General features: G+C 36.1%; 25 protein-coding genes. 10 read left to right on the plus strand and 15 right to left on the minus strand.

Going from position 1 to position 22,219, the window contains the following annotated elements; all coding sequences use genetic code 11:
• Window positions 1-10: 10 nt before the first annotated feature.
• Both SJY44_RS08185 and SJY44_RS08190 read left to right on the plus strand, forming a co-directional pair.
• Window positions 11-853: a DUF6268 family outer membrane beta-barrel protein gene (locus tag SJY44_RS08185; protein ID WP_396591989.1), complete on the plus strand. Its 843-nt coding sequence runs from the start codon at window positions 11-13 to the stop codon at window positions 851-853.
• Between the two features lie 10 nt (window positions 854-863).
• Window positions 864-2,027: a sigma-54 dependent transcriptional regulator gene (locus SJY44_RS08190; protein WP_298928350.1), complete on the plus strand. Its 1,164-nt coding sequence runs from the start codon at window positions 864-866 to the stop codon at window positions 2,025-2,027.
• Here the strand turns inward: SJY44_RS08190 and SJY44_RS08195 are convergent, their stop codons facing one another.
• Window positions 2,028-2,741: a hypothetical protein gene (locus tag SJY44_RS08195; RefSeq protein WP_396591990.1), complete on the minus strand. Its 714-nt coding sequence runs from the start codon at window positions 2,739-2,741 to the stop codon at window positions 2,028-2,030. It lies immediately after the preceding gene.
• A gap of 178 nt (window positions 2,742-2,919) precedes the next feature.
• Here SJY44_RS08195 and SJY44_RS08200 point away from each other — a divergent pair, with 178 nt between their 5' ends.
• Window positions 2,920-3,804 carry a PPK2 family polyphosphate kinase gene (locus SJY44_RS08200; protein WP_396591991.1) on the plus strand — a complete coding sequence of 295 codons (885 nt, stop codon included), beginning with the start codon at window positions 2,920-2,922 and terminating at the stop codon, window positions 3,802-3,804.
• Window positions 3,801-5,198, plus strand: coding sequence for a M20/M25/M40 family metallo-hydrolase (locus tag SJY44_RS08205; RefSeq protein ID WP_396591992.1), 1,398 nt, complete (start codon window positions 3,801-3,803; stop codon window positions 5,196-5,198). The genes SJY44_RS08200 and SJY44_RS08205 overlap by 4 nt, the downstream gene beginning before the upstream one ends.
• A 91-nt stretch (window positions 5,199-5,289) precedes the next feature.
• Here the strand turns inward: SJY44_RS08205 and SJY44_RS08210 are convergent, their stop codons facing one another.
• Window positions 5,290-5,775 (minus strand): DinB family protein, encoded by a 486-nt coding sequence (locus SJY44_RS08210; RefSeq protein WP_396591993.1) that lies wholly within the window; start codon window positions 5,773-5,775, stop codon window positions 5,290-5,292.
• Between the two features lie 29 nt (window positions 5,776-5,804).
• A complete protein-coding gene (locus tag SJY44_RS08215; RefSeq protein ID WP_396591994.1) occupies window positions 5,805-6,317 on the minus strand; it encodes a DUF7000 family protein in 513 nt (170 codons plus the stop codon).
• A 94-nt stretch (window positions 6,318-6,411) separates the two neighbouring features.
• On the opposite strand from SJY44_RS08215, the gene SJY44_RS08220 reads away from it, so the two are divergent.
• The gene (locus tag SJY44_RS08220; protein ID WP_396591995.1) at window positions 6,412-7,344 is read left to right on the plus strand and encodes a peptidylprolyl isomerase; all 933 of its coding nucleotides are present in this window, start codon (window positions 6,412-6,414) and stop codon (window positions 7,342-7,344) included.
• Between the two features lie 494 nt (window positions 7,345-7,838).
• Here the strand turns inward: SJY44_RS08220 and SJY44_RS08225 are convergent, their stop codons facing one another.
• Both SJY44_RS08225 and SJY44_RS08230 read right to left on the minus strand, forming a co-directional pair.
• Window positions 7,839-8,033, minus strand: coding sequence for a cold-shock protein (locus tag SJY44_RS08225; RefSeq protein ID WP_055397609.1), 195 nt, complete (start codon window positions 8,031-8,033; stop codon window positions 7,839-7,841).
• 91 nt (window positions 8,034-8,124) lie between these two features.
• Window positions 8,125-8,763 carry a peroxiredoxin gene (locus tag SJY44_RS08230; RefSeq protein WP_298928331.1) on the minus strand — a complete coding sequence of 213 codons (639 nt, stop codon included), beginning with the start codon at window positions 8,761-8,763 and terminating at the stop codon, window positions 8,125-8,127.
• 164 nt (window positions 8,764-8,927) lie between these two features.
• Between SJY44_RS08230 and SJY44_RS08235 the strand changes: the two genes are divergently transcribed.
• The gene (locus tag SJY44_RS08235; RefSeq protein WP_396591996.1) at window positions 8,928-9,470 is read left to right on the plus strand and encodes a YfiT family bacillithiol transferase; all 543 of its coding nucleotides are present in this window, start codon (window positions 8,928-8,930) and stop codon (window positions 9,468-9,470) included.
• A gap of 1 nt (window position 9,471) precedes the next feature.
• On the opposite strand, the gene SJY44_RS08240 is transcribed toward SJY44_RS08235, so the two are convergent.
• The 6 genes from SJY44_RS08240 to SJY44_RS08265 form a co-directional block, all read right to left on the minus strand.
• On the minus strand, window positions 9,472-9,993 hold the full coding sequence (locus SJY44_RS08240) for a GNAT family N-acetyltransferase (protein WP_298928324.1): 522 nt from the start codon (window positions 9,991-9,993) through the stop codon (window positions 9,472-9,474).
• 6 nt (window positions 9,994-9,999) lie between these two features.
• A complete protein-coding gene (locus SJY44_RS08245; protein WP_298928321.1) occupies window positions 10,000-10,320 on the minus strand; it encodes a cupin domain-containing protein in 321 nt (106 codons plus the stop codon).
• A gap of 32 nt (window positions 10,321-10,352) precedes the next feature.
• A complete protein-coding gene (locus tag SJY44_RS08250) occupies window positions 10,353-10,913 on the minus strand; it encodes a thioredoxin family protein (RefSeq protein WP_396591997.1) in 561 nt (186 codons plus the stop codon).
• 45 nt (window positions 10,914-10,958) lie between these two features.
• A complete protein-coding gene (locus SJY44_RS08255) occupies window positions 10,959-13,475 on the minus strand; it encodes a M14 family metallopeptidase (protein ID WP_396591998.1) in 2,517 nt (838 codons plus the stop codon).
• A gap of 86 nt (window positions 13,476-13,561) precedes the next feature.
• A complete protein-coding gene (locus SJY44_RS08260) occupies window positions 13,562-13,936 on the minus strand; it encodes a PUR family DNA/RNA-binding protein (protein ID WP_396591999.1) in 375 nt (124 codons plus the stop codon).
• 81 nt (window positions 13,937-14,017) lie between these two features.
• Window positions 14,018-15,769: an ABC transporter ATP-binding protein gene (locus SJY44_RS08265; RefSeq protein ID WP_396592000.1), complete on the minus strand. Its 1,752-nt coding sequence runs from the start codon at window positions 15,767-15,769 to the stop codon at window positions 14,018-14,020.
• 180 nt (window positions 15,770-15,949) lie between these two features.
• On the opposite strand from SJY44_RS08265, the gene nusB reads away from it, so the two are divergent.
• From nusB to SJY44_RS08285, 4 genes are all read left to right on the plus strand, one after another.
• Window positions 15,950-16,897: a transcription antitermination factor NusB gene (nusB, locus tag SJY44_RS08270; RefSeq protein WP_396592001.1), complete on the plus strand. Its 948-nt coding sequence runs from the start codon at window positions 15,950-15,952 to the stop codon at window positions 16,895-16,897.
• A gap of 39 nt (window positions 16,898-16,936) precedes the next feature.
• Window positions 16,937-17,416 carry a DUF1573 domain-containing protein gene (locus SJY44_RS08275; protein ID WP_298928304.1) on the plus strand — a complete coding sequence of 160 codons (480 nt, stop codon included), beginning with the start codon at window positions 16,937-16,939 and terminating at the stop codon, window positions 17,414-17,416.
• Window positions 17,417-17,429: 13 nt separating this feature from the next.
• Entirely contained in the window at window positions 17,430-17,720 is a 291-nt protein-coding gene (gene yajC, locus SJY44_RS08280; RefSeq protein ID WP_298928301.1) for a preprotein translocase subunit YajC, read from the plus strand.
• A gap of 106 nt (window positions 17,721-17,826) precedes the next feature.
• Entirely contained in the window at window positions 17,827-19,176 is a 1,350-nt protein-coding gene (locus SJY44_RS08285; protein ID WP_396592002.1) for a Gfo/Idh/MocA family protein, read from the plus strand.
• Window positions 19,177-19,338: 162 nt separating this feature from the next.
• Here SJY44_RS08285 and SJY44_RS08290 read toward each other — a convergent pair whose 3' ends face one another.
• From SJY44_RS08290 to SJY44_RS08305, 4 genes are all read right to left on the minus strand, one after another.
• Entirely contained in the window at window positions 19,339-19,821 is a 483-nt protein-coding gene (locus SJY44_RS08290; protein ID WP_282043347.1) for an SRPBCC family protein, read from the minus strand.
• A 36-nt stretch (window positions 19,822-19,857) separates the two neighbouring features.
• On the minus strand, window positions 19,858-20,400 hold the full coding sequence (locus SJY44_RS08295; RefSeq protein WP_396592003.1) for an SRPBCC family protein: 543 nt from the start codon (window positions 20,398-20,400) through the stop codon (window positions 19,858-19,860).
• A 142-nt stretch (window positions 20,401-20,542) separates the two neighbouring features.
• Complete coding sequence (locus SJY44_RS08300) at window positions 20,543-21,037, minus strand: SRPBCC family protein (RefSeq protein WP_396592004.1); 495 nt, start codon at window positions 21,035-21,037, stop codon at window positions 20,543-20,545.
• 119 nt (window positions 21,038-21,156) lie between these two features.
• Window positions 21,157-22,029, minus strand: a complete 873-nt coding sequence (locus SJY44_RS08305) for an RNA polymerase sigma factor (protein WP_396592005.1) — start codon at window positions 22,027-22,029, stop codon at window positions 21,157-21,159.
• Window positions 22,030-22,219: the final 190 nt, after the last annotated feature.

A 22,219-nucleotide genomic window follows, 5' to 3' on the forward strand; every position in this document is an offset into this window, starting at 1 on the left:
GTTCTTTGGAATGCTTGCCTACCAAACAGGATACGGTCAAAGCTCGGATATATTTAAATTTGAGTATTTAAATATACCTGAAAATGATTCTGGTATTAAAACACAGCGTTATAAGCTACTGTTCAATCTTCCTATTAAACTGAACGAAAAAAAGGACTACTTAATAACAGGTTTAGAATATAATAGACTTGATATTGGTTATTCTCGTGATTTTCCATTTGACAAAAGCGAATTAATTCGGTTTCATGTGGCAGACCTTAACCTTGGTTTTATAACCAAATGGAATGAAAATTGGAATTTGGTAACCATAATAACGCCAAGGTTTGCTTCCAATTTTACCAATGGAACTATTACCGATGATTTCTTCTTTAACGCAACTGCAACTCTCTGGAAAGAAAAACCAAATGCGGACAAACCATTTAGAATAGTACTTGGACTATCTTATAACAGTACTACAGGACTTCCCGTACCCTTGCCATTGGTGAGTTATTATAGAAGATTTCACCCAAAATGGTCCTATACCTTGGGAATACCAAGGTCTAACTTTAAACACCACATTACAAGAAAGCATACTTTGGAAGCGACAGTGTTGTTAGATGGATATTTTATAAATGTCCAGAATGATATTGTTTTGCCAGATGGGCAATTGGGGTCAAAAATCTCCCTTTCTGCTTTAATTGGAGCATTGGGGTACCAGTACAATATATCCAAAAGAATGTCTTTGTACGCTTTAGTAGGGCGTTCATTCGAGCAAGAAGGAAAATTAAGGAATGATAAAAGGGGCGATGTTTTTTTATTGAATGATGAGTCAAATCTTTATATTAGAACTGGATTCAAGATTGGAATTTTTTAAATAGCATAATATGTCAAAAATATTGGTAATAGAGGATGAATCTGCCATTAGAAGAGTTTTGGTAAAGATTTTAAGTGAAGAAAGTGACACTTATGAGGTTAATGAAGCCGAGGATGGTCTAAGGGGTATTGAAGCTATTAAAAAGGAAGATTTTGATTTGGTGTTGTGCGATATTAAAATGCCAAAAATGGATGGTGTCGAGGTATTGGAAGCAGCTCGAAAGATAAAGCCAGAAATCCCGTTTATTATGATTTCTGGTCATGGAGATTTAGATACAGCGGTAAATACAATGCGTTTAGGTGCCTTTGATTATATATCAAAACCACCAGATTTAAATCGTTTGTTGACTACAGTAAGAAATGCACTGGACCGCAAAGAATTGGTGGTAGAGAATAAAATCCTGAAAAAGAAGGTCTCCAAAAACTACGAAATGGTTGGAGAAAGTGATGAGATCGGGGTTATAAAGGATATGATTGAGAAAGTGGCCCCAACAGATGCCCGAGTTTTAATAACGGGATCCAATGGTACGGGAAAAGAATTGGTGGCGCATTGGTTGCATGAAAAGAGTCCTCGTTCTTCCGCACCTTTTATTGAGGTAAATTGTGCCGCTATTCCTTCAGAATTAATAGAAAGTGAACTTTTTGGACATGTAAAAGGAGCGTTTACCTCCGCTATAAAAGATAGAGCCGGAAAATTTGAAGCTGCAAATAAAGGAACCATTTTTTTGGATGAAATTGGGGATATGAGTCTTTCCGCACAAGCTAAAGTGTTAAGGGCATTGCAGGAAAACAAAATTTCCAGGGTGGGCACGGACAAGGATATTAAAGTTGATGTGCGAGTTTTGGCCGCTACCAATAAAGATCTTAAAAAGGAAATTGCCGATAATAAATTTAGAGAAGATTTATACCATCGATTGGCGGTAATTTTAATAAAAGTTCCTTCTTTAAACGATAGAAGAGACGACATTCCTATACTAATTGATCATTTTTCTGGTCAAATAGCTGCTGAACAAGGTACAGCAGCAAAAAGTTTTTCTAAAAAAGCCATTGAACTATTAAAGGGTTACGATTGGACTGGAAACGTACGTGAACTTCGCAATGTGGTAGAAAGATTGATCATTCTTGGAGGCAAGGAGGTCTCAGAAGAAGATGTGAAACTTTTTGCCAGTAAATAATTAATCCAAAGGACAATCGCCCAACTTAGAAAGCGCATCGTGTGATATGGTCTTAACGCGCTGGTAATACTGTTTTTTTGGCTCAGATAGTTCTGTGTTGAGTAAAGTTAACCTAGCTTCTTCATGTATTTTTGTGATAAACCCTTGGGCTTCTTTACATTCTACCTCATTTACTACCTTATCAAGAGAAGTCTCAAAACCGAGCAAGCAGTTGTGCACTCGTTTTCTTAAAGCTTCTCCTTGTGGCATAAGAATGCCGTTCTGCTGGTCAATAGCATCTTTTGTGTTCAAAACCAACATGTCATTACCATATGAACTTGAAAACTCTTCTTCAAATGTTTTAAGTACTTTAATTCCAATAGTGGTACTCTCCAATGCAATATGCAATGACTTTTTTGAAGCTTCAAAGGTTTCAGCCCTTGTTGCTTCTTTAAGATAAAAAAGTGCTTTTTCAAGACTTTCTATGGTTCCTTCGCATCCACAATCTATAAAATTGAGCTTGGTTTTCTCAATACCATTTAAGGCTTTATAGACAAAGTACTTCGACATTTCAAAATCATCCGCAATTATTGCCTTCTCTGTTTGACTTTTAATGTACTCTATATTGGAATTTGCATACTCGCATGCATTGCGTGTGGTGAATGAAGCCATTAGTAATAGGCCAAGAACGCCTAAAATAAAGACTACAAAGAGAATAATCTTTTTTGTTTTCATAACGCTAGATTTGGGACTGTGCGTCTTATGTTTCCTACTAAATTACGGGAAGAATCGCTTTGAGGTAAAAAAAATCGATAAAAGACCAGCTAAAACTACAAAACGTAAAAACTATCGTTGAATGGTAGTTTTGAGGAGATGATTGAAGGAATGAACAAAAAGGCCTATATTCATTCTTATGGAAAAAATCAATATTACTGCATATCAAGCAGAAAATACCTTAAAACTTTCCGAAATAAGCACTTTTAATGACCTTAACAGCTCAGATAAAGAACTTAAAGAATGGCTGGAAGACGTGCGAAAGAAATTGGGAAAATTTCAAGATACGTTATACGCTCATGGAAAATACGGAATTCTTGTTTGTCTGCAAGGAATGGATACTTCAGGTAAGGATAGCCTTATAAGAGAGGTTTTTAAGGATTTTAATGCAAGGGGCGTGGTAGTTCACAGTTTTAAAGTCCCCACGGAGCTGGAGTTAAAACATGATTACTTGTGGAGGCATTATATTGCATTACCTGCACGGGGTAAATTCAGTGTATTTAATAGAACCCATTATGAAAATGTATTGGTAACGAAAGTCCATCCGGAGTATATTATGGGCGAAAACATTCCAGGTATTGAGTCGGTATCAGATATAGATGATGGGTTTTGGGAAAAAAGATATCGACAAATAAATGACTTTGAAAGGCATATTTCTGAAAATGGAACACTAATATTCAAGTTTTTTCTTCACCTCTCTAAAGAAGAACAGCGGCAACGTTTATTAAGAAGGTTAAGATTGAAGGAGAAAAACTGGAAATTTTCGGCAGGCGACCTTAAGGAACGAAAGTTATGGAATGAATACCAAAAGTGTTATGAAAAAGCTATCAATGAAACCTCAAAGCCCCATGCACCATGGTATATTGTTCCCGCAGATAACAAAAAAGCCGCTCGGGTAATTGTGGCGACTATTTTATTGGAAGCGTTAAAAAAGCATAAAGATGTTACAGAACCTGAGTTGGACGAAAAAATAAAAGCTAATTTAGAAAGCTTTAAGCAACAACTGGAAAAAGAAACCGAATGAGAACAACTTTACTTCTAGCCCTTTTATTGGTTAGTACCCCTTTTTTTTCACAAACAGATGATGAGAAGCAAATTAGAGCGATCTATGATCAGGCCCTGACCAATGGAAAAGCATATGATTGGCTAAATCATCTCTCCAATCAGATTGGCGGGCGCCTTTCAGGTTCTGTGCAGGCACAACAGGCCGTGGATTATACAAAAGCACAATTAGATTCTTTAGGGTTGGACCGTGTATGGTTGCAGCCCGTAATGGTCCCAAAATGGGTAAGGGGCACTCCAGAGTTTGCTTATATAGAAACAAAGCCAGGCCTTACTACCAATGTTCCCATTTGCGCACTTGGAGGATCTGTTGCAACCCCGGACAAAGGTTTAAAGACCAATATTATTGAGATTCAAGGAATAGAAGATTTAGAAAAACTGGGAAAAGATCAGATAGCAGGTAAAATTGTGTTTTACAACCGCCCAATGGAACCAAAGCTGATAAGCACATTTGCTTCATACTCGGGTTGTGTGGACCAAAGATATTCAGGTGCTTCAGAGGCGGGTAAATATGGTGCGGTCGGTGTTATTGTTCGTTCTGTGACACTAAGTTTAGATGATTTTCCACATACAGGATCCATGAGCTACGGGGACACACCGGTTGAGGATCGGATTCCTGCGGCTGCTATAAGTACTAAAGGAGCAGAATTATTGAGCACCACCCTCAAGTTAAATCCAAATATTAAGCTTTACTTCAAACAAAACTGTAAGCAGCTTGATGATGTTGAATCCTATAATGTAATAGGAGAGATAAAAGGTTCTACATACCCAAATGAAATTATGGTTGTGGGAGGTCATTTGGATTCTTGGGATCTTGGGGACGGTTCCCATGATGATGGAGCAGGTTGTGTGCAGAGTATGGATGTACTTCGCCTATTGAAAGAATCTGGTTATAAGCCCAAACGTACACTTCGTGTTGTGTTGTTTATGAATGAAGAAAATGGACTTCGCGGCGGAAACAAATATGCTGAAGTGGCGCTGAGTAAAAATGAAAAGCACGTTTTTGCCCTAGAAAGCGATTCAGGAGGATTTACACCCAGAGGTTTCTCTTTTGATTGTTCCGAAGAAAATCTGAAACAAGTACAAAGCTGGGCAAACCTGTTTGAACCTTACTTGATTCATATGTTTGTTAAAGGGTATAGTGGAGCGGATATTGGCCCCCTAAAAAATGAGGATTTGGTTTTAGCCGGTTTACGACCAGACTCTCAACGATATTTTGATCACCACCACGCAGAAAACGACACTTTTGAACATGTAAATAAGCGTGAATTGGAACTAGGAGCGGCAACCATGGCCAGTTTGGTCTATCTTATAGATAAGTACGGAACTATTCCTTCAACAAAGATTAAGGGGTAGTAGTTTTTATAATTTAATGATAAATTTTTGCTGCTTAGATTGCAAATTTTGTAGTAAAACTTCTCAACGCGTGGTTAGTTTGCATACACACTTATGAAGATATTTTTTCATTTTCTAAAATTATCTTTTTTACGAGTGAAATTTGCCCAAGATGGTAATAGCCATGTTCTATCATTCCTTCAAGATTTCGTTGGTAATTACCGTATTTTTTATCAACAAAGATATTGTCAAATTTTTCTTCCGGCATCTGTTCAACTTTGTCCGCAAACCTTTCAGCACAACTCAAAAAATCGTTCATTAGTTTTCTCCAGTCAGCCTCACTCTCCAAAGTTGGAATGTCAAAACTATATTTATCATTAATATCTAATTTTTCACCTTCTAGAACCTTCAAAACACCGGATAGGTAATAGTAAACATGATATGTAAGCGCTGCAATAGTATTAAGGTTGTACACTTTTTGGGTTGCTTGCTCCCAAGATAAATCTGAAATTTGCTCTTTGAAATTGGTGTTAGCTACCCATTGTCCATTCAAAAACACTTCACGTAGACGATTCGAAATAAATTCATTTTTCTTCATCCTTACAAGTTATGTTCGCTTTATTGCAGCTATTCATCGTTTGAGTGTTCAGATAATTGGAGAATGACCTTGGAGACTTCCTCTATAAATTTAAGCGTGTCTTTTTCAATGGTTTCGGTCAGAACATCCAAATGTTTGAAATTTGGTTTTTCAATCAATACATGTTTAATAATTGAATCTTTTCCTGCCTTTGAGAGTGGGTATTTTTTCCAATCGTTATCTTTAAACTGATTCCAGTAACTCTTCTGGACTTTTTTGTTCTGTCCTACCAGCCAAATTTCAAACCATACTTTTCTATGATTAAAAATCAATCCAATTTTTAATTTCTGATTTTTCAGAGATAAGGGTGTAACTGGAAAATAAGTGATACCCATGTAACCTTGGTAAAAACTACCTGTTACAAAATGGTCTGAATGTTCATTTAGAAAATGAGTTCTCAACCCCATCATGTATTTGATAACTCCCTTATAGGCATTTTGGATGTTTCCCAATGCCATTTGCTTTTTATACTCTTCGATATTTTGAAAAAATAATTCCTGCATTGTAATGATAAGATCAACCTAAAATTCGTCAAAATTTACGGAACTTCAAATACATAAAAACCCCTACCTTTGCCGCTTATTAAAAAGAGCAAAAATGCAAGAAGGAATTTACGCAAAATTCAACACAACAAAGGGTGAGATTGTAGTAAAACTTACCCATGACAAAACACCTGGAACCGTAGGTAACTTTGTTGCCTTGGCAGAGGGAAACATGGAGAACAGTGCCAAACCTCAAGGAAAACCATACTATGATGGACTTAAGTTCCATAGGGTTATTGCAGATTTCATGATTCAAGGTGGATGTCCACAAGGAACCGGAACAGGTGATCCAGGATACAAATTTGATGATGAGTTTCATTCAGAATTGACCCATGAGGGGCCTGGAATCCTATCCATGGCCAATGCTGGACCTGGTACTAACGGGAGTCAATTTTTTATAACACATGTTGCTACGCCTTGGTTAGATAACAAACATACTGTTTTTGGTCATGTGGAAGAAGGAATGGAAGTGGTGGATGCCATAGCTCAAGGAGATGCAATTGATAACCTTGAAATTCTTAGAATAGGTTCAGAGGCCGAAGCTTGGAATGCCATTGAAGCTTTTAGGGTGTTTGAAGGTGCAAGAGAGCAAAAAATTGCTGAGGCCAAAGAAAAAGCCGCCGCTGAAATGGAAAAGTTATCCGCTGGTTTTGATACTACTGAAAGTGGACTTCGGTACAAAATGATACAACAAGGTAATGGGGCCAAAGCTGAAAAAGGAAAAACAGTTTCTGTACACTATGAAGGCAGTTTGACTAATGGACAAGTATTTGATTCATCATACAGCAGAAACCAACCCATAGATTTTGCTTTGGGTGTAGGTCAAGTAATTCCGGGATGGGATGAAGGTATAGCTTTGTTAAAGGTAGGAGATAAGGCACGTTTTGTCATTCCTTCCAATTTAGCTTATGGTAGTGCTGGTGCCGGTGGTGTTATTCCTCCGGATGCTACGCTAATTTTTGATGTAGAGTTGATGAATGTAAAATAATTGACATTCTTGTAAATGCAAGAATACAAAATAAAAAAGCTTCCTATTTAGGAAGCTTTTTTATTTTGATCTATTTACACTTACCAATAATAAACAAAGATTAAGGGCAAGTAATAAAAGTAATACGATAAAGAAGGTGCTCATTTATTCAAGATTTTGCTTGTGGGGAAACTATATCTATTTAACAACCGAACGTATAAAAACCCTACTATATTGTCCGAAACTATTTTTCTCGGAGCATAAAACTCTAGAAAATCTACTTTTTGGAGCTATTTACACTTAACAGCAGTAATAATAGGTTGATAACAAGGAGCAAGGAAAGAATCCCAAAGAAAGTGTTCATAGTGTTGTTTATTTAATGGTGTAGGGGAAACTGTGTTTGTTTAAAGTTTAGATTGAAAAAATGCAATAGGTTGCGTAAAGTTTAAACAAAAATGAAAATAAAAAACCCGGGCATTGCCCGGGTTTGTTCTATAAAAAAGTGTGCTGTTACCTTAATCTATAACTTGTACGTTTACGGCGTTCAATCCTTTTTTACCTTGCTGTAGTTCGAATTCTACTGCGTCACCTTCTCTAATTTCATCAATTAGGCCTGAAACGTGTACGAAGTGATCTGTGTTTGAACCTTCTTCTGTAATAAAGCCGTAGCCTTTTGAATCGTTGAAGAATTTTACTGTTCCTTTACTCATAATAAATACTAAAAAAATTAATTAGCTGCAAAGGTACACTTAATTTATTGTTAATTAAGGTTTTTTGTTAATTTTTGACATTAAATTAAGGTTAAGCAGTAGGGTCTGGTGTTAGCCTCAAGTATGGTTTTATCTCTTCAACACCTTTTGTGAAGATTTCTTTAGCCTCCTCGGTAGGGATTGATGGACTAACCACCACTTTTTCGCCATGCTCCCAATTGGCAGGTGTTGCCACTTTATGATGAGCTGTTAATTGCAATGAATCTATCACACGAACTAACTCATAAAAATTGCGCCCTGTTGAAGCGGGATAAGTCAAAATCAACTTCACTTTTTTGTCTGGTCCAACAATGAAAACCGAACGAACAGTTAGGGTGTCATCCGCATTGGGATGAATCATATCATAAAGGTCAGAGACTTTTCTATCTTCATCTGCAATAATAGGAAAGTTGACAACGGTATTTTGCGTTTCATTTATATCTTTTATCCATTCTGCATGAGACGCTGCACCATCCACACTTAATGCCATCATTTTCACATTTCGTTTTTCAAACTCACCTTTAAACTTTGCCGCAGTTCCCAGTTCTGTTGTGCAAACAGGTGTAAAATCGGCAGGATGAGAGAAAAGGATTCCCCAACCATCGCCTAAATAGTCATAAAAATTTAATGTTCCTTGGGATGTTTCAGCGGTAAAATCTGGAGCGGTATCGCCCAATCTAATTGTTGCCATAAATGTTGTTTTTTTAAATTGAAAATAGGTGTCCTACAAAATTAGTGGATAAATGTTCTGTATGCTTTTATTGCCGTTAAAAGTCTATTAAAGTTTTAAAAATCTAAATGATTTTAGTCATGTTTCAGCCATATAATAACTCGAAATTTTGCTACTTTTAAGCTATGGAAAAAGACACTTTAGAACAACTTAGATACCCTATTGGTACTTATAAAATTCCGCAGCCTATCACTGAAAAGCACATAAACGATTGGATTGCGATTTTAGAGCATTTACCGCAAAGATTAGAAGATATGGTAACTCCACTTTCAAATGAGCAATTAGAAACGTCATACAGGCCAGGCGGCTGGACAGTGAGACAATTAGTGCACCATATATCGGATAGTCATCATCATAGCTACATTAGATTTAAGTGGGGATTGACTGAGGATAACCCTGTGATTAAACCATATCTGGAAAAAGAATGGTCCAAATTGTTCGATGCACAATCGGCACCTATTCAAATGTCTTTAGATCATCTAAAAGCTGTACATGCTAAACTGGTTTATCTTTTGAAAGGACTCTCTGGGAAAGATTTAAAACGAAAATTCACCCATCCTGAAGGTAATCAAGAGACCACTCTTGAGGAAAATATAGGTCGTTATGCATGGCATGGAAGCCATCATTTTGCACATATAGAGAGCTTGATTAAAAGAGAAGAATGGTAATTTAAAGCTGTTTGGTTAACACCCACATCTCTTTTTCTGAAAGCTTTGCTCCTGACAGTTTTAATTCACTTTCTCTTTTGATTTTGAACCCATTTTTCAAGTAAAAGTTAATGGGGTTACCTTTTTTCATGGTGTCTAACCAAATAACATCTTTGTTTAAGTCTTTGGCATAGCTTTCTATGAGTTGTAAAACCATTTTACCAAGACCCTTACCAGAATAGGCCTGCAGAAGATAGATTTTTTCAGCTAGTAATGCATTTTCACTTGAAAGCTCATCAAGAGCTTTATTTTTAATCAACTTTACAATGCCTACTGTGGTATGTTCAGCTTGCACTAAGAAGTTTTCAATATTCGGGTCAAATAACTCATTCTGAACTATTGTTTTAGTGAAACTCTTTGAAATATACGGGGTTGAATCTTCATTTTCCCATAAATGAAGGTAATGCTCTTGATAGGATTTCTTCCCTACTAAAATATAAGTATCAATTGTTGAAGAATTGACTGGCTCAAAATAAATATTCATTGGACTCTATTCAGATTCACCACCTTCAGGACCATAAAAAATGACCCAGGTAGAAAAGTCATCCGTAAAGTTTTCAAATCGGTGTTCCACACCTGCAGGTACAAATAAAAAGTCGCCAGGTGAAAAAGTTGTCCGTTCACCATCATTCATAAATTCTCCTGTTCCTGAAACTACAACATATACCTCATCTCGGGAATGCGGTTGTTGTAAATCTATTCTTTCTGGTTTATAGATTTCAACAGCCAGCGTTCCATGTTCAAATAAGGTCAAGAATGGGGAATCTTGTTCAGCTAGTTTTTCAAGTGCTTTTTTTGGATTGATTTTCATCTTAGGCAGCTTTTAGTTCAATAGGAAAATAATCAGTTATCAGCCCATTTTATATTACAACCAATACTGGGTTTTTGATTTGCCTCTGGACTCCTTCCTTCCAGCAGTGCATCCATGGCATTTCTTAAATCAGTTCCGGTCAAGGGGATGCCATTGCCTGGCCTAGAATTATCCAATTGCCCACGATAGACAAGTTTTAAATCTTCGTCAAAAAGATAAAAATCTGGTGTGCATGCCGCATCATATGCTCTGGCAACCTCTTGGGTTTCATCATATAAATAGGGAAAAGAATAGCTTTCCTCTTCAGCTTTAAGTTTCATCAAATGAGGTGCATCTTGCGGATAATTGATTACGTCGTTACTCGAAATCGCAATAAAACCTACTCCTTTGGCTTGATATTCTTTTCCTAATCTGGAAATTTCAGGATTCACATGAATTACAAATGGGCAGTGATTGCAAATAAACATTACCACAGTGCCTTTATCACCTTTTAAATCCTCTAGTGAACGTGAAGCATTCGTTACCGTATCAATTAAATTGAAAGAAGGTGCTTTGGTGCCCAGTGGCAACATATTACTTGGTGTTCTTGCCATTTTAAACAATTTAGGCGTATCCTTTTAAAAATCGCGAAACTTTAATTACATCATTTGTCCAAAGAAAATAGCATTCATCAATAGTTTGTTGGTTCCATACCAAAAGGCTCTGAAATTAGTGTTGTCCGTAAAAAGAACTACCCTCCCTTTGCCCATTCTTTTTGCTTTAAAAGGCACACTGTTCTTAATAAGTTCTTGATTTTCTTCTGAAATATAACCACTTAAAAGTGGGTTGTTGGTATATTGGATAGGGTTGTCATAGCTATTCTTTTCTGGTTTTAGATAAACATTTGTGTTTCTGAACATGGCTAGTTTATCGTTTTTGTATCCAAAATTAATGGGATGTGAGCGATCTAGTTTTGTTTCGAAAATAGCGCCACCAGTAACTTGGGCTCCTTTAAAATCGCCTTTCTGGTCAAATGTTATGTTTTTGGCCACTAGCGTATCCTTCTTCATCTCAAGCTTCATGAACTCATGCTTGTTAAACCAATTGGCGGTGTTTCTATAGCCAATTACAGTTCCACCATTTTTTACCCAATTTTTGATTTTTTCAGCACCTTGCTTATCCAAAATTTTATTCCCCCATCCACTAGGTAAAATCAAGTCTGTGTATTTATCCAGATCAGCAGTGTTGAAGTACCGAGTGTCTATTTTGGTGATTTTCATATCATAACGAGTATCAAACAGATGCCAAATCTCGCCGGCATCATAAGAACGCACGCCATCACCAACCAAAATGGCTACTTTTTGTTTTTTGATAGGGTCAAAATCATTACTTCCCAAATCTATTCCTTTGGTAAGCCCAGTGGAAACCGCAGTAATTTTAATCCTGCTGTCTTTTGCTACTTCATTTAAAAAGTTGTGCAAATCCTCTGGGTTTAATTTCTGATTTTGCACTGGTACCATTATGGTGCCATAATCATATTGTTTACCTTCTAAAGAAAATAGAGATTTAGCTGTTTTTGCCCGTAACCCTTTTTGCAAAATTTTATTCAAAGCTTTTGGAGTGTAATACTCATGCCACTCAAACAAATAGGCATAATTACTCTGTTTATCTGTTCCACCTTTAGGTGCTTGAAAATCGGTGACCTGAGGCCCAGCATTGGAAAGCGAGGTTAAATTTGCATAATCTACATTAAACGACAAGGGAAATGTCCATGCGGAAATATCATAAAAAAGACTGTCTTGGAAGGTTGTTCTTTTCTCAAACATGGCATTGATCAGCCTTGGATTTTTTTGATTCATTGGAACAACGTAGCTGTATCCTTTTTTGTACGTCTTCCCAGAAATAGTTGCATCGGCCGCCAATTCATGAAATTTTATTTTGTGTCGATTCAAAATTTCTGCCAAATGCCAAGTTTTGGAAGCATCCTTACTATCACCGAAAATGATTGCTTTGGTTTTGCTTTTTGCGACTTCTGAGCGCATGTCGCGATAAAACTTCTGTTGGTAATCCAATATTTTGGTACGCATGTTTTTAGCGGCCTCTATAGTGGACATGGCTGTAGTGAATTGGTTTCTGATGGTAAATGGAAAGGTCAGCGTACCATTCTCACTTTCTTGAATATGTCCTCTGGAACTTCCTTGTTCAAAAAGAATTCCTATGCTACCATTAACATCTGGAAAGGTGGAGCCTTTTCCATAATAATAGTCGTCGTAATTTTCTTCGGAATAATAGAGAGAACCAATTTTGTCCAATGCTTTTGCATGGTAAGTAGCAATTTCTTTTGTGAGCTCTTGATTAACCTTTGGGGTTAAAGGGTTTACTCTTGTAGGTTCTCCCGGCTGGAAGAAAAAGGTAGAATTTGTGCCCATTTCATGATGATCCGTCAAAATATTTGGCAACCAATTGTGAAAGGTTTCAATACGCGCCCTACTTTCTGGAAGTTGCACGGGTAACCAATCACGGTTCATATCAAACCAATAATGGTTCGTCCGTCCACCAGGCCATACTTCATGGTATTCTCTTTCGTTATTATCAGAATTCAAGTTTTTACTTTTATTTACATTGGCCCAATATGCAAAACGTTGAAGGCCGTCTGGATTAAAACTTGGATCTAAAAGAATGACCATATTCTCCAACATGGCATCAATTTCCGGACCTTGTGCAGCAGCCAGATAATATGCGTAGGCCAGAGAGGCATTTGAGCCACTTGGTTCGTTTCCATGAATGGAAAACCCTTGGTAGACAACTATGGGCATTTCTGAAGTATTTGTAGTGCCACCTTCGGATAACGCAACATGTTGCTGTCTTATGGTTTCAATATTTTGATGATTTTTTGGTGTGGTAATGGTTAGTAAAAGAACGGGTCTACCTTCATAAGTTTTTCCGCGATCTTCTATTGTAATTCTATCACTTGAAGCGGCAAGTTGCTGCATGTAGAACGCTAGTTTATCATGGGTCACATGCCATTCTCCAACTTCATGTCCAATAACTTCGGCTGGTTTTGGAATATTAGGATTATAAGAAGTATTACCGGGCAAGTAATAGTCCAAGGTTACATTTTGAGCCATTAGCCCGAGTCCAAGCATCATAAAGAACAAGATGTTGAATTGTTTCATAAGATTGTGTTTGTGTTAGTCATTGCTAAAAATAAAAAACGACCTGCTTAGTAGAGGTCGTTTTAAGTTTTTTTTAGAGATTCAGTTTAAATGTCATCGAAATCAACATCTGTAAAGTTTCCTGTTGCCTCTCCATTTTCACTTGCATTGTTTTCTTCTTCTTTCTTGAAATCTTTTTGATGTCTTTCTGAGATCACTTCTTGGCCTTTTTCATCAATAATGTAATCCATCATTTCCTCCATGATTTCTTTAAAAGCTGTAAAATCTTCCTTGTATAAGTAGATTTTATGCTTCTTGTAGTGAAAAGAACCATCATCATGTGTGAATTTTTTGCTTTCGGTGATTGTTAAATAGTAATCGCCAGCCTTGGTGCTTCTTACATCAAAAAAGTAGGTTCTTCTCCCTGCCCGTAGTACTTTGGAGTGAATTTCTTCCTGATCCATTATATCTTTATCGCCCATATGGTCTAGTGTGTCGTTTAATGCAATGTTGAATAATTCTATCAAAAATGTAAAAAAAATGCTAATCCAGCAACTTTTTTATCATTCTTTCTCAGAGAGTTGGTTAAGGTAGAGCTCTTTGTAGTATCCTTCAATATTGTTTAATTTTTCATGTGTGCCTTCTTGGATTATTGTACCATTTTCAAGTACAATTATCTTATCTGCATTTTTTGCAGAAGATACTCTATGGCTTACAATAAGTGTAGTTTTATTCTGAGACACTTGTTTTAAATTATTCAATATCTCTTCCTCTGTTTCTGTATCTACTGCAGACAAGCAATCATCAAAAAGATATATTCGCGGGTCTTTTAACAAAGCTCTGGCTATTGATACTCGTTGTTTTTGCCCACCACTTAAAGTAATACCGCGCTCGCCAAGAACAGTGTCATATTTTTTAGTGAACCCTTCAATGTTTTCGTGAACTACCGCTTTTTTGGCCACGGATACAATTTCTTCAAATGAAGCATTTTCATTTCCAAAACGAATATTGTTTTCTATCGTATCAGAAAAAAGAAAAGCATCTTGAGGCACTGCACCAATGGCGCTTCGCAAACTATTTAGATTCAATTCCTGTATCGCTGTGCCATCAATTAAAACTTCACCAGAGGATACATCGTAAAGCCTGGCAACCAAATCTAGAATAGTTGATTTTCCGGATCCTGTCTTTCCTAAAAAGGCTACTGTCTGTCCAGCTTTTATAGTAAAGGAAATATTATTGAGCGCTGTTATATTTGTGTCTTCATAGGTGAAGGTCACGTTTCTAAATTCGATACCCCCAGTTATGGGTGTATACTCTTGAACCTCATTTTTAATTGTAGGCTGTACTTTTAAAAACTCGTTGATTCTTTTTTGGGAAGCTTCTGCCCGTTGTACAATTGATGTTAACCAACCTACAACTGCAACTGGCCACGTTAGCATGTTTACATAAAGGATAAATTCAGCAATAATACCTATAGAAGCTATTTCGCCATTAATGTATTGTTTGCCACCGATGTAAATAACAAAAATGTTGCTTATACCAATCAATAAAATCATTAGAGGAAAGAACCAAGCGTTTACTTTGGCTAAATCCATGCTTGTATCTTTTCCTTCAATGGCCAAATCCTTAAGCTCAGCATTGATTTTTGGTTCTAATCCATATGCTTTTATTACCGAAACCCCAGAAAAAGACTCTTGAGTAAATGTTGAAAGCGTAGACAAATATTCTTGAACCTTTGTACTTCTTTTATGTATGATTTTACTTATCTGATAGATTAAAACCGATAAAAAAGGCAAAGGAAGTAGGGTATAAGCCGCCAAAGTAGGTGCCTTGATAAACATTAAGGGAATTAAACATACAAAGAGGGTAAGCGTCTGAATGCCGTACATGATCGCTGGCCCCCCATACATTCGCACTTGGTTAACATCTTCACTGATTCTGTTCATTAAATCACCAATTCTATTTTTTTTGTAGAAATTGAGATTTAGGAATTGATAGTGGTCAAAGACTTCATTCTTTAAATCGTACTCTATATATCTAGAAACATTGATGATGGTCTGGCGCATTAAAAAGGTGAAAAGTCCTGATAGTAATGCGGCACCAACAATAATGAGTATATATTCAAATAAAAGTCCTTTAGCTTCAGATAAAGAAATGGTCTCTGAGATAAAACCCTCCACAGCCTGTATGGATTTATTCACATAGGAAGGCATGATAAGGGAAAAAACACGGGCAATGATGGTGATTAAAATCCCCAAAAACAGTTTAAACCAGTATTTTTTAAAGTATTTGTTAAGGTGTTTTAGTTCCTTCATAAGAGGGAAAGATGGTTTTTCAGAAGTCGTTTTTCGCTGACAATTCAGCAAATATATGGGATTACTGACAAAGTAAATGTTATAAAACTGATAAGAAAACAACTTTGGTAGGTGGGAAAGAAATATAAGATTACTTTTGCGCAGTGAAAGCCAATCTATGACTTTAAAAGTTCTTTAAAAATGCTTACCAGAAGGCATATCAGAGTAAAAGTGATGCAATGTATTTATGCATTGATCCAATCCAAAGATGATTCCTTGGAGAAACAACAGAAGTTTCTAAAAGTGAGTATAGAGAACATGTATGTGCTCTATTTGCTTGTTTTGAGTCTTTTGGCCGAATTGCATAAAATGGCCGAAAAGCATGTGAACCACGCTTCAAAAAAATATGTTGCTACGGAGGATGACAGGTATCCAAATGGAGAAAAATTTGTGAAAAACAAATTATTGCTTCAAATTTCTAACAACGAGTCGCTCAAAAAAGAACTCTCCAAAAGAAAATTGAATAATTGGTACTTGAACGAAGAGTACGTTAAAATTATCTACAAAGAGGTTGTTGCAAGCGATATCTACAAGGAATATATGACCAATGATAAGGGTGGTTATGAAAACGATAAAGAAATAATACTTGAGCTTTACAAAAACATTATCGCTCCTAATGATAAGATCTATGATTATTTTGAAGATGAGAAACTTACTTGGGTAGATGATATTCCAATAGTAAACACGTATTTGGCCAAACGATTGCGTAAATCAACCGCATCTTCAGATGAAAACTTCTTTCTTCCTTCTTTGTTAAAAGATCAACAAGACATGGAATATGCCAATGAATTGCTGACCAAAACCTTGTTGAATGATGCCAAGTGGGAAAAAGAGATAGAAGGTAAAACACCTAATTGGGATAATGATCGTATTGCAGAGATTGATTCTATAATATTAAAAATGGGGATATGTGAGCTGCTCAACTTCTCATCTATACCAGAGAAGGTGACACTAAATGAATATTTGGAAATAGCGAAGGAGTATTCAACACCCAAGAGCAGTATTTTTATTAACGGGGTTTTAGATAAGCTGGCCAAGGAATATAAATCTACTGGTAAGCTGCAAAAAATAGGAAGAGGTCTACAATAAACAATATTTGATTAATTTTGGAAAAAATAATTTTTTAGTATGAAAAAAATAACAACAATTTTAAGTTTGATTTTGACTGTTGCTCTTGTAAGTGTTTCCTGCAAGGATAAGGCTTCAAGTAAAATAGTTGCTGACAATGTTGAAAGTGCTACAGATAGAGATGAAGCACAAAAGCAGCTTCCTGTAATGAGTTTTGAAAAATCAGAACATGATTTTGGTACAATTGCTCAAGGTACTCCACAAGAGACCGTGTTTAAATTTACCAATACTGGGAATGCTCCTTTAATTATTACTGATGCCAAGAGCAGCTGTGGATGTACTGTTCCAGAATATCCAAAAAATACGCCAATTGCGGCAGGTGAAAGCGGTGAATTATTGGTTAAGTTTAATGGTTCTGGTCAAAATCAGGTGACCAAAACGGTAACTGTTACTGCAAATACTGAAAAAGGCTCAGAACTTTTAAGAATAAAGGCCTTTGTTAACCCAAAGAACGCACAAGCTGCGGGTCCTGTTAAATAGAGCAAATTTTTAGATGGAAAATATTGGACAGTTTTTACCACTGATATTGATTTTTGTAGTGGCGTATTTTTTTATGATTCGCCCGCAAATGAAACGTCAGAAGGATGAGAAAAAATTTACTTCGGAGCTTAAAAAAGGAGATCGAATTATAACGAAAAGTGGACTTCACGGCAAGATTGTGGAATTAAATGACAAAGATTTTTCTTGTGTTATTGAAACCATGGCCGGTCGCTTAAAATTTGATCGTTCTGCTATCTCTATGGAGATGAGTAAGAAAGCGGCAGCTCCTCCAGCTAAAAAATAAAATTCAATCCTTTTAGGAAGTAAAAAGCACCTGTTATCAGGTGCTTTTTTTGTTTCGGGCCGAAAACGATAAAAAAGTGATAACTTGTTGAACATCAATTTTTATCATGGAAACTAGAAGGAATTTCATCAAAAGAAACACATTATTTGCTGGAGGAGTGGCAGTCTCAACACTATTCCCAATGGAACTTTTGGCAACAATGCGAAAGAAAGTTGGAGCCAACGACAGAATTAATGTGGGCCTAATTGGATGCAAGGGGATGGGCTTTGCCAATCTGACCTCCATGCTAAAAATGTCGGAAATCAATGTCTTGGCGCTGTGCGATATAGACGAAAATGTGCTTAAACAACGTGTGGCAGATTTAGAAGAAGCAGGTCTTAAAAAACCCAAGTTATACAGCGACTACCGTAAATTACTAGAGGATAAAGATTTGGATATTGTCATTGTGAGTACTCCAGACCATTGGCATTGCCTACAGTTGATTGATGCTTTACAAGCAGGGAAAGATGTGTATTGCGAGAAACCCATTGCCAACTCCATAGCCGAGTGTGATGTAATGTTGAACCATGTCAATTCGAGCGATCGCATGGTCCAAATAGGTCAATGGCAGCGTAGTCAACCTCATTTTGTTGACGCGATAAATTATGTGCACTCCGGGGCCTTGGGAAAAATACGTATGGCCAAAGCCTGGGCATTTCAAGGTTGGATGAAACCCGTGCCGGTAGTTCCCAATAGTTCCGTTCCAAACGGAGTGGATTATAAAATGTGGCTAGGACCTGCTCAAAACCGTCCTTTCAATCAAAATCGATTCCACTTTAACTTTAGATGGTTTTGGGATTATGCGGGTGGATTAATGACTGATTGGGGGGTTCACCTAATAGATTATGCCCTGTATGGAATGAAAGCTTCAACGCCTAAGTCTGTTATGGCTTTGGGTGGAAAATTCGCATACCCCGATGATGCATCTGAAACCCCGGACACTTTACAGACTGTTTATGAATTTGATGATTTCTCACTTTTGTGGGAACATGCAACGGGTATTGATGGAGGTAATTATGGACGAAACCACGGAATAGCTTTTATTGGAAACAATGGTACTTTGGTGTTAGATCGTGGAGGTTGGGAAGTAATTCCAGAAAAAAACCGTCCGAATTGGAGTGAGGACCTTGGACCCAAAATAGAACCGGTTCCATTACAACCCAATACAGGTAATGGATTGGACTTGCATACAGCCAACTTTGTTGAAGCAGTAAAACAGCGGGATAAAACTATATTAAGAGCCCCTATAAAAGTTGGATACGATGCGGCCAAGGTTTGCCACATGGGTAATATTGCTTTTAAAACGGGGGAGCGGTTGTTCTGGGATGCCGAAAAATCTAGTTTTAATAAAAGTGAAGCCGATGCGTTTTTGAAGACAGCCTATCACAATGGCTGGAAGCTACCAAAAGTTGGATAAGTAATATCCTTTGTTATGGTTGCACTTATCGGTTAGTATAAGAGTAGTAGCGGGATTAGTATACAACTACTTTTCAGAAAACAATATACTTAATTATACGCAAAAACGGCTTGGATTAAAACCCAAACCGCTATTACTTTTATACATTGTTAGGCACTGGCTTTATTTTACCAATTTGATTATACTTTCAACCATTTCTAATCGAGCGCTGGTTATAAATCCATCGAATTGTTCTCTGGTCATATTTGGATTTTCCATAAATTCATAACTAGATGTCCAAACAATCATTGATTTATTATAGCCTAAATCTACTACTTTAATAAGATTGTTCATGTTTTTAGCTGGTACACCTTCTATTACTTGATACGAATAAGTTCTAGTTTTGTCATCGAATCCTGTTATCTTTTCTTTAAAATAACCTTTTCCGTCAGCAGAAGTACAAACTCTTTCTCCACCAATACCTTTTGGACCTTTCCATTGTACTTTAGACACAAAAGATGAAAGCTCATCAATATTGTCCATTTTTCGAATTTGCTCCCAAACTTTATCTGCTGAGCTTTCTATTTCTGTTACTAATGGTGTTTGTGCTTGCAACATTGTAGTTACAGAAATTAATAAGATGAATAGAATTTTTACTTTTTTCATTGTCTTGATTTTTAGATGTTAATTAAAATTTATTATTTATGTTTTTATTATTGTAGCTTTAGGATACTTCTTCTTTATTTCCTTGTATTTGTCAGTTCCACCAGTAACACGTTCACCAGTTTCTATGTAGTGCTTTAGACCTACAAGAGTACCAGATAATTGTTTTTTGAATCCACCTTTTGCAATTATGCCTAAAAATGCTGGTTTAGTTCTAAATTGAAACTCGTATGAAGCGGTTGAAGTACCATCACCATTATCTTTTACTCTATAAAAAGCTTGAGAATTGTCAAAATTTAAAGGTAGTTTAGCTCCATCTAGGACTACATTGCGCATTACCATATTCTCATTGTCAATCTCTGCAATACGCTCTTTAGACCATTGTGTTCCTTTTTCATTAAAATTGCACTTGCGCTCAGCTCCTAATTCGCCTTTTAATGAACCGTTAGTATATTCTGAAGTATAGATATATGGTGAGAAGTTTGATATTTCTCCATAATCTAAAACCATTGCTTCCCATACTCGTTCTGCAGGTGCATTAATTTTCATTTCTACTTTTACTGTACGGAACTTTTTTGCCATACTTTGGGCTGAAGCATTCAGACTCATTATTGCTAAGACTATGAATGTTAATATTGATTTCGTTGTGATTTTCATAATTTAAAATTTAAGTTCTAGTACTTTGATACAATGCTTGGATAAGTGTTACAAAACCTAAGCAACCTTAATTTGATAGTTTTTCAATTTCTTTTGCTTTGTTTTGACTTGGATTTCCTGTTTCAACATAGTATTTCAAGTCATTTGGAATATGCGCAATTTGTTTTTTTAATTGCATTTTCATCATAGGGTTCATAATACTACCTACTAAACCCTTAGTCTTCACTATTAGATGCATATCCACTTTTGTCCTCTCTGGGCTTATTGCAGTTAGTTGCCAATTATTAATTGCCGTATCTACAAAAAATGGAAAACCTTCAATGACTTCGTATTCAAGTACGTAATTGCCAGGGTCAAATTTCCTTATGACTTCCTTAATTTTCCCAGACGGTAGTTCGCAAGACCTATTGTTTGAAGGTGCTCCTTTAATTACTGGTGGGCTAAATGCTTTAGAATGATTTAAACCTGAAGCCCATTTGTAAGCATCACCAAATTGATTTCCCAAGACTTCCCAAATAGCTTCAATAGGTTTGTTGATAATAATCTCTTTTTTAAATTCCATTTCAATAAATTATATATGATTTACTGTTTTGATGTGAGAATATGGAATGTGTTACAAAAGCAAAAAAGTTGCCTCAAAATGAAACAACTTTTTTATATGTAAACCTTAAAAAAATGGGTTTATAATCTAAAGTAACTTGATAATTTATCGTTATTTATAAGTTCATTAATAATGGTCTCTTTGTTAAAATCTTCTTTAACAGGATGCTCTTGAAATAATTTAGTGTAAGTTGTAGTAAAATCGTCTAAAGCCTCTTCGTGATTATTTTCTACAAAATCTTTTACTTTCGTTTTTGTTTTGATATTGAAGAGCATTTTTCCCTCATCTAAAACGCCCATTTGCTTCAAGGCTTTTGCTTTTTTAGGGCATCTACACGGGTTTTCTTTATTTACTAAGCCACACTTGTTGTTCATATAGTTAAACAAATCTTTACGCGCTCTGTGAAGTTTTATTCTAAAATTTTGTGGACTAACACCAAAAATGTCAGCTCCAAGTGTGTGGTCAATACCAAAACTTGCACCTAAAATAAAAATTAGGCGTTGTTCTCTGTTTAAACACATAATCATTCCGCTCATACACTGAACTTGCATCTCTTTAGATAACTCTTGGTGGCTAATTTCTTCTTCAATACTTAATTCTGGATTTGGTACTTGGTCTAAACGTTCTCCATAATCATCAAAATCTGAAAATTGCGCTTCACCTTTTCTTCTTTTAGATTGTAAAAACTCATTAACAACGATACGATAAAGCCACGTTCTAAATTTACTTTTAAAGTTGAACTGTCCTAATTTGGTAATGACTTTAATAAGCACTTCTTGAGTTAAATCTTGAGCATCTATAGGATTGTGACACATTCTCCAAGCTACATTATAAATGAAAGGTTGATGAAAGCTTATAATTTCACTTAAAGATTCTTTGTTGCCATCTATAGCTTGTTTAACAAGATTTTGTTGTTCTGTATCTAAATATGATTTGCTAAAAGGAAACTGCATAATTAAAAGGTTTTATGTTTTGATACAGAATAGTTGAAGGTGTTACAAAAGTTCCTGTTTTTTTAGCTTGTGCCTAACGATAGGCTAAAAATCGTTTCAATGATTCTTTAGCAACTGATAAGTGAAGTTCGTGAATTTTATTGTAAAAGTCCAGACTAAATTAATGGATGATCCGTATGAATTTATGAAT

Source organism: Allomuricauda sp. R78024, from assembly GCF_044596045.1.
Classification (GTDB): Bacteria; Bacteroidota; Bacteroidia; order Flavobacteriales; family Flavobacteriaceae; genus Flagellimonas.

Excerpts from the sequence above, each read along its gene's own strand:
- SJY44_RS08240 (WP_298928324.1), bottom strand. The coding sequence starts at position 9,993 with ATGAATATTTATTTTGAGCCAGTCAATTCTTCAACAATTGATACTTAT.
- SJY44_RS08220 (WP_396591995.1), top strand. The coding sequence starts at position 6,412 with ATGCAAGAAGGAATTTACGCAAAATTCAACACAACAAAGGGTGAGATT.
- SJY44_RS08185 (WP_396591989.1), top strand. The coding sequence starts at position 11 with ATGCTTGCCTACCAAACAGGATACGGTCAAAGCTCGGATATATTTAAA.
- SJY44_RS08230 (WP_298928331.1), bottom strand. The coding sequence starts at position 8,763 with ATGGCAACAATTAGATTGGGCGATACCGCTCCAGATTTTACCGCTGAA.
- SJY44_RS08255 (WP_396591998.1), bottom strand. The coding sequence starts at position 13,475 with ATGAAACAATTCAACATCTTGTTCTTTATGATGCTTGGACTCGGGCTA.
- SJY44_RS08285 (WP_396592002.1), top strand. The coding sequence starts at position 17,827 with ATGGAAACTAGAAGGAATTTCATCAAAAGAAACACATTATTTGCTGGA.
- SJY44_RS08210 (WP_396591993.1), bottom strand. The coding sequence starts at position 5,775 with ATGAAGAAAAATGAATTTATTTCGAATCGTCTACGTGAAGTGTTTTTG.
- SJY44_RS08250 (WP_396591997.1), bottom strand. The coding sequence starts at position 10,913 with ATGGCAAGAACACCAAGTAATATGTTGCCACTGGGCACCAAAGCACCT.
- SJY44_RS08245 (WP_298928321.1), bottom strand. The coding sequence starts at position 10,320 with ATGAAAATCAATCCAAAAAAAGCACTTGAAAAACTAGCTGAACAAGAT.
- SJY44_RS08200 (WP_396591991.1), top strand. The coding sequence starts at position 2,920 with ATGGAAAAAATCAATATTACTGCATATCAAGCAGAAAATACCTTAAAA.
- SJY44_RS08260 (WP_396591999.1), bottom strand. The coding sequence starts at position 13,936 with ATGGGCGATAAAGATATAATGGATCAGGAAGAAATTCACTCCAAAGTA.
- SJY44_RS08265 (WP_396592000.1), bottom strand. The coding sequence starts at position 15,769 with ATGAAGGAACTAAAACACCTTAACAAATACTTTAAAAAATACTGGTTT.
- SJY44_RS08275 (WP_298928304.1), top strand. The coding sequence starts at position 16,937 with ATGAAAAAAATAACAACAATTTTAAGTTTGATTTTGACTGTTGCTCTT.
- nusB (WP_396592001.1), top strand. The coding sequence starts at position 15,950 with ATGCTTACCAGAAGGCATATCAGAGTAAAAGTGATGCAATGTATTTAT.
- SJY44_RS08300 (WP_396592004.1), bottom strand. The coding sequence starts at position 21,037 with ATGGAATTTAAAAAAGAGATTATTATCAACAAACCTATTGAAGCTATT.
- SJY44_RS08305 (WP_396592005.1), bottom strand. The coding sequence starts at position 22,029 with ATGCAGTTTCCTTTTAGCAAATCATATTTAGATACAGAACAACAAAAT.
- yajC (WP_298928301.1), top strand. The coding sequence starts at position 17,430 with ATGGAAAATATTGGACAGTTTTTACCACTGATATTGATTTTTGTAGTG.
- SJY44_RS08215 (WP_396591994.1), bottom strand. The coding sequence starts at position 6,317 with ATGCAGGAATTATTTTTTCAAAATATCGAAGAGTATAAAAAGCAAATG.
- SJY44_RS08290 (WP_282043347.1), bottom strand. The coding sequence starts at position 19,821 with ATGAAAAAAGTAAAAATTCTATTCATCTTATTAATTTCTGTAACTACA.
- SJY44_RS08235 (WP_396591996.1), top strand. The coding sequence starts at position 8,928 with ATGGAAAAAGACACTTTAGAACAACTTAGATACCCTATTGGTACTTAT.
- SJY44_RS08295 (WP_396592003.1), bottom strand. The coding sequence starts at position 20,400 with ATGGCAAAAAAGTTCCGTACAGTAAAAGTAGAAATGAAAATTAATGCA.
- SJY44_RS08190 (WP_298928350.1), top strand. The coding sequence starts at position 864 with ATGTCAAAAATATTGGTAATAGAGGATGAATCTGCCATTAGAAGAGTT.
- SJY44_RS08205 (WP_396591992.1), top strand. The coding sequence starts at position 3,801 with ATGAGAACAACTTTACTTCTAGCCCTTTTATTGGTTAGTACCCCTTTT.
- SJY44_RS08225 (WP_055397609.1), bottom strand. The coding sequence starts at position 8,033 with ATGAGTAAAGGAACAGTAAAATTCTTCAACGATTCAAAAGGCTACGGC.
- SJY44_RS08195 (WP_396591990.1), bottom strand. The coding sequence starts at position 2,741 with ATGAAAACAAAAAAGATTATTCTCTTTGTAGTCTTTATTTTAGGCGTT.